The sequence below is a fragment of the Microbacterium sp. genome (genome assembly GCF_049661145.1).
Lineage (GTDB): Bacteria > Actinomycetota > Actinomycetes > Actinomycetales > Microbacteriaceae > Microbacterium.
In genome coordinates this window covers 1-5,320 of the sequence record NZ_JBASZT010000393.1, presented here as the reverse complement: position 1 = coordinate 5,320, position 5,320 = coordinate 1, and the positions used below count along the sequence as shown (strand labels likewise).

Sequence of the window (5,320 nt, the reverse complement as noted above, 5' to 3'; positions counted from 1 at the left end):
CTGCGCCGCCGCAGCGCGATCGCCGCCGTCGCCACCACCGCTACGGCTGCCGCGACGCCGACGGCGGGGCTGCCGGAGGACAGATCCACGAGCGCGAAGGCGACGATCGAGCCGATCAGCGCGAGCGCGCAGGCGATCGAGACGATCGCCGTTCCTACCGTCAACTCGCCGATGCGGCGCAGGAACACGGGGGCGGCCACGCACACGAGAGCGTACGACACGATGTAGCCGAACCCGCCCACGACGATCGTCACGTGCATCGCGTCGCGGAGGTCGACGCCGCACAGGATCATGCCCAGTGGCGCGGCGATGACGAGGGGGAGGGCCAGCCGGATCGCCCCCGTCGGGGTGCCGAAGCGCGCATGCGTCCGCCCGACGGCGGCCGGGAGCACGCGGTCACGGCCCATCGCGAACAGCACGCGGGTGAGGGCGGTCGTCGAGCCGATCGCGCAGGCCAGGAACGACGCCGCGATCCCGAGGTCGGTGAGGATCGACCAGCCCGACAGCCCGTAGGCGGCGGCCAGTTCGTCCACCGGCGACGCGCTGTCGCCCATGTCGAGCCCCAGGGCCGTGAACCCGGCGGCCTGGGTGACGGCGGCGAGCAGGTACAGCGCGGTGGAGACCACGACGGTCCAGCGGATCGCGCGTGGCACCGACCGCAACGGGCGGCGGGCTTCGACGCCCAGGGTCGCGGCCGATTCGAAGCCCACGTAGGCCGTCAGTGCGATGAGCGCACCGGCGGCGACCGTCAGCGGCGAATCGGCGGTCGTCGGCAGGAGGGATGCCGGGTCCACCGGCCCGATGTGACTGAGGAGCACGATCAGGAGCACGACGATGACGGTGACGGATGCCGCTTCGACGACGAGGGCGACGCGCGCGGACAGCCGGATGCCGCGGATCAGCACGAGGGCCAGCAGCACCGCCTCGACGACGAGGACCACCGCGACCGCCGCCACCGCCGCGGAAGAGCGCGGCCACATATCGTGCAGCAGCAGCGACGTGTAGTGCGCGCCGCCCAGCAGAGCGAACATCGCGATCGCGCCGTACCCGACGATGGCGGCGGCACCCGCGGCGAGCCCCGCCCCGGTGCCGAGACCCCGCGCCGCATAGGTGTAGACGGCGCCCGCCGCGGCGAACCGCCGAGCGAACTGCGAGACCGTCCGGGCCACGAGCAGGCTCAGCGCTCCCGCGATGAGGATCGACACGACGGTCACGGTCGGCGAGAGCCCCGCCACCAGCAGCGTGATCGTCGTCGCGGCCGCCGTGGGCGCCACCGCCGCGACCGATTGCGCGAACACGTCGACGAACCCGACGCTGCGCCGGTCCAGGCCGTGCAACGGCGACGTCGTGCCGAATCCGCGTACCGGCTGGGGCTGCCGGATCGCGCGATCGAGTGCCGTCATCGCCGTCTCCTCGTCTCTTCTCGACGCTACCGGCGCGCCGTTGCCCCGGGGCGACGCCCATGTTTCGGCACCGTTTCCCCGAATGAGACAGCCTCTCGGGGCGGTCTCGTTCGGCGTGCGCGGGGTTTTTCCCGGCGCTCACAGCGTGGCAACAGCGGCGAGGCACGCTGAACGTCACTCATCCCCGTCCCCATCTTCGGGAGGCACTGTCATGACCAAGCTCGAACCCACCGGCAGCCAGACCGGCACCGCGCCCCACCGCGTGCTGTCCGGGTCGCTGGGCGCCACCGCCATCGTCTTCATGGTGGTCGCCGCGGCATCCCCGCTCACCGTGATCGGCGGCGCGGCTCCACTCGGCATCCTGCTGGGCAACGGCGTCGGCTTCCCGTCGTTCTACGCCATCAGCGCGATCATCCTGCTGCTGTTCGCGGTCGGATTGTCGGCCATGTCGCGGCACATCCCGAAGCCCGGCGCGTTCTTCACCTATGTCGGCTATGGCCTGGGTCGCGGGACGGGTCTCGCCGCGGCGTGGCTCGCGATGCTGACCTACACGACGATCCAGGTCTCGGTGTATGGCTATATCGGATTCATCCTCAGCTACACCCTCGAGACCTACACCGGCGTGAGCATCGCGTGGTGGCTGTTCTCGCTGCTGATGATCGGCCTCGTCGGCATCCTGGGCTACCGCCACATCGAACTGTCCAGCAAGGTCCTCGCCGTCCTGCTCGTCGCCGAGGTCGGTATCGTCCTCGTGCTCGTTGCGGCCGTCGTGTTCTCGGGTGGCCCGCAGGGGCTGAGCCTGGCACCCTTCGAGCCGGCGAACATCGTCAGCGGATCGCCCGGCGTCGGCCTCATGTTCGCCATCGCCGCCTTCATCGGGTTCGAGGCGACGGCGATCTTCCGCGACGAGGCGCGCGACCCCGACCGCACGATTCCGCGCGCGACGTATCTCGCCGTCATCGGCATCGGTGTCTTCTACACGCTCGCGTCGTGGGGCCTGGTGATGGCCTGGGGTCCGGACCACGTGTTCGACGAGGCGGCGGCCGACCCCGGCAGCATGATCCTGCGCACGATGGCGATCTACCTGGGACCGGCGGGCGAGATCATCACGAACGTGCTGCTCATCACGTCGATGTTCGCGTGCGTGCTGTCGTTCCACAACGTCGTCACCCGCTACCAGCACTCGATGGCCTCGGCGGGGGTCATGCCGGAACGCCTCGGGGCGGTGCACCCCACGCACCTGTCGCCGCACCTGTCCTCGCTCGTGCAGACGGTCACCGCGGCCGTGCTGATCGCGGTGTTCGCGCTGCTGGGCCTCGACCCCGTGCTGGCGGTGTTCACGTGGTTCGCCGGCGTCGCGACGCTCGCGATCGCCGTGCTGATGGCGCTGACCTCGGTCGCCGTCATCGTCTACTTCGCGAAGTACCGCAAGGACACCCGCGTCTGGAACACCGTGATCGCACCCGTGCTCGGCTTCGTGGGCCTCGTGATCTCTGCCGTGCTGATCGTCGTGAACTTCCCGATCATGGTGGGCGATGTGGATGCCGAGGGCGCTCCCGTCTTCGGCGGAGTCAGCTGGTTCTTGCTCGCGCTCGTCGTCGTCTTTCCGATCATCGGCTACGTGCAGGCGGCGTGGATCAAGAAGCGCCGACCCGCCGCCTACGCCAAGCTCACCGACGCCATCGCCGGCTGACCCGGCATCCCGCGCCCACCCTCAGCGCCCACTCTCAGTCCCCACTCTCAGCCCTCGCCCTCGTCCTCAGGAGGAAACCATGACCATCACCGACGCCGTCACGCAGGCAGCCGCCGCCTCCACCGCGCCCTCGCACCCGCTCGCGTCGCTGTCCGCCGCCGAGCTCGAGGCGGTGCGCGCCATCGTGCTCGCGCTGCCGAGTTCGACCGAGTCCACCCGTTTCGCCTACGTGGGGCTCGAAGAGCCCACCAAGAGCGAGGTGCTCGCCTGGGATCAGGGCGGGGAGCTTCCGGAGCGGGTCGCGAGGGTGCAGCTGCTCGACATGCAGACGACCCGGTCGGCGGACCTGCTCGTCTCGCTCGATTCGGGCGCCGTGCTGAGCGAGACGGTCCTCGACGGCACCGGAGGTCAGCTGCCGATCCTCGACGCGGAGTTCGAGGAGGTGGGTGTGATCGCAAGCGCCGACGAGGGTTGGGTCGCGGCCCTGGCCGCGCGCGGGCTGACGGTCGACGACGTCGTGCTGGTGCCGCTGTCGGCCGGGTACTACGGCCACGCCGCGGAGGAAGGGCGCCGCATCCTGCGGACCTTCGCGTTCCAGCAGTTCACGCCGGCCGACCACCCATGGGCGCACCCCGTGGACGGGCTCACGGCCTACATCGATGTGGCGGCGCGCAAGCTCATCGAGATCGTCGACACCCCGGGTTTCGACATCCCGCAGACGAGCGGCAACTTCGACGACCCCGACGTGCAGGGGCCGCCGCTGGAGGGTCTCAAGCCCATCGTGATCACGCAGCCCGAAGGCTCGAGCTTCACGGTCGACGAGGAGCACGTCACGTGGGGCGACTGGGATCTGCGTATCGGCTTCGACACGCGCGAGGGGCTGATCCTGCGGCAGCTGAAGTTCAAGGACCGGCCGGTCATGTACCGCGGTTCGATCAGCGAGATGGTCGTGCCGTACGGCGACCCGCAGCCCAACCGCTTCTGGCAGAACTACTTCGACACCGGCGAGTACCTCTTCGGCCGGTACACCAACGAGCTTGAGCTCGGGTGCGACTGCGTCGGCGACATCACGTACGTCGACGTGACCCTCGCCGACGAGCTCGGGATGCCGCGCACCGTGCGCAACGGAGTGTGCATGCACGAGGAGGACTTCGGTTCGCTGTGGAAGCACACCGACCTGTTCACCGGCTCGGCCGAAGTGCGCCGCCAGCGGCGGCTCGTGATCTCGTTCTTCACGACGGTCGGCAACTACGACTACGGGTTTTTCTGGTACCTGTACCTCGACGGCACGATCGAGTGCGAGGCGAAGCTCACCGGCGTCCTCTTCACCTCTTCGTACCCCGGCAAGGGCTACCCGTTCGCGTCCGAGGTCGCACCGGGACTGGGCGCCCCCTACCACCAGCACCTGTTCTCGGCGCGGCTGGACATGACCGTGGACGGCGTCGCGAACGTCGTCAACGAGATCGACGCGGTGCGCCTGCCGGTGTCGGAGTCGAACCCCTACGGCAACGCCTTCACGAAGCAGGTGACACCGATCGCGAGCGAGAAGGCGTCGGGACGGCTGGCAGACGGTGCCGTCGGGCGCGTCTGGCAGATCGCGTCGACCGAGAAGACCACCTCGATGGGCCAGCCGACCTCGTATGTCCTGTTCCCGACGGAGACGCCCGTGCTCATGGCCGCCGACGACTCGTCGATCGCGTCGCGCGCGGCGTTTGCGACCAAGAGCCTGTTCGTCACGAAGTACGACCCGGCGGAGCGGTACGCCGCGGGCGACTTCGTCAACCAGCATCCGGGCGGTGGCGGCATCCCCGCCTTCATCGAAGGTGACGAGCCTCTCGTGGGCGAGGACGTCGTGCTGTGGCACACGTTCGGCCTCACGCACTTCCCGCGCAACGAGGACTGGCCGGTCATGCCGATGGACTACGCCAAGTTCACCCTCAAGCCGTACAACTTCTTCGATCGCAGCCCCGTGCTGAACGTGCCGGCGCCCGCGTCGGACCACTGCGCGCCACGCCAGGTCTCGGGTGGGTACGGGCCCGTCGCGGGGGAGCACGGCGCGCACGATCATGGCGCGCACGGTCATGATCATGGCGCGCACGGTCATGATCATGGCGCGCACGGTCACGACCACTCCGGTCACGCGCACCACGATTGAGTCGTGGTCTTCCACCTGCTCGCGCTCGCGCCCGCCGCGCTCGGCCTGTGCTGCCTCGCAGCCGACCGC

The 5,320-nt window shown here is 69.5% G+C and carries 3 protein-coding genes; 2 read left to right on the top strand and 1 reads right to left on the bottom strand.

The genetic code is table 11. The annotated features are described in order from the left end of the window. Window positions 1-1,403 (bottom strand): APC family permease (locus tag WBP48_RS16380; protein WP_424441806.1); only part of this gene is annotated, 1,403 nt, incomplete at its 3' end. A gap of 211 nt (window positions 1,404-1,614) precedes the next feature. Here WBP48_RS16380 and WBP48_RS16375 point away from each other — a divergent pair. Together WBP48_RS16375 and WBP48_RS16370 are read left to right on the top strand one after the other, a co-directional pair. Then, window positions 1,615-3,096, top strand: coding sequence for an APC family permease (locus WBP48_RS16375; RefSeq protein ID WP_424441805.1), 1,482 nt, complete (start codon window positions 1,615-1,617; stop codon window positions 3,094-3,096). Window positions 3,097-3,175: 79 nt separating this feature from the next. After that, the gene (locus WBP48_RS16370; protein WP_424441804.1) at window positions 3,176-5,251 is read left to right on the top strand and encodes a primary-amine oxidase; all 2,076 of its coding nucleotides are present in this window, start codon (window positions 3,176-3,178) and stop codon (window positions 5,249-5,251) included. Window positions 5,252-5,320: the final 69 nt, after the last annotated feature.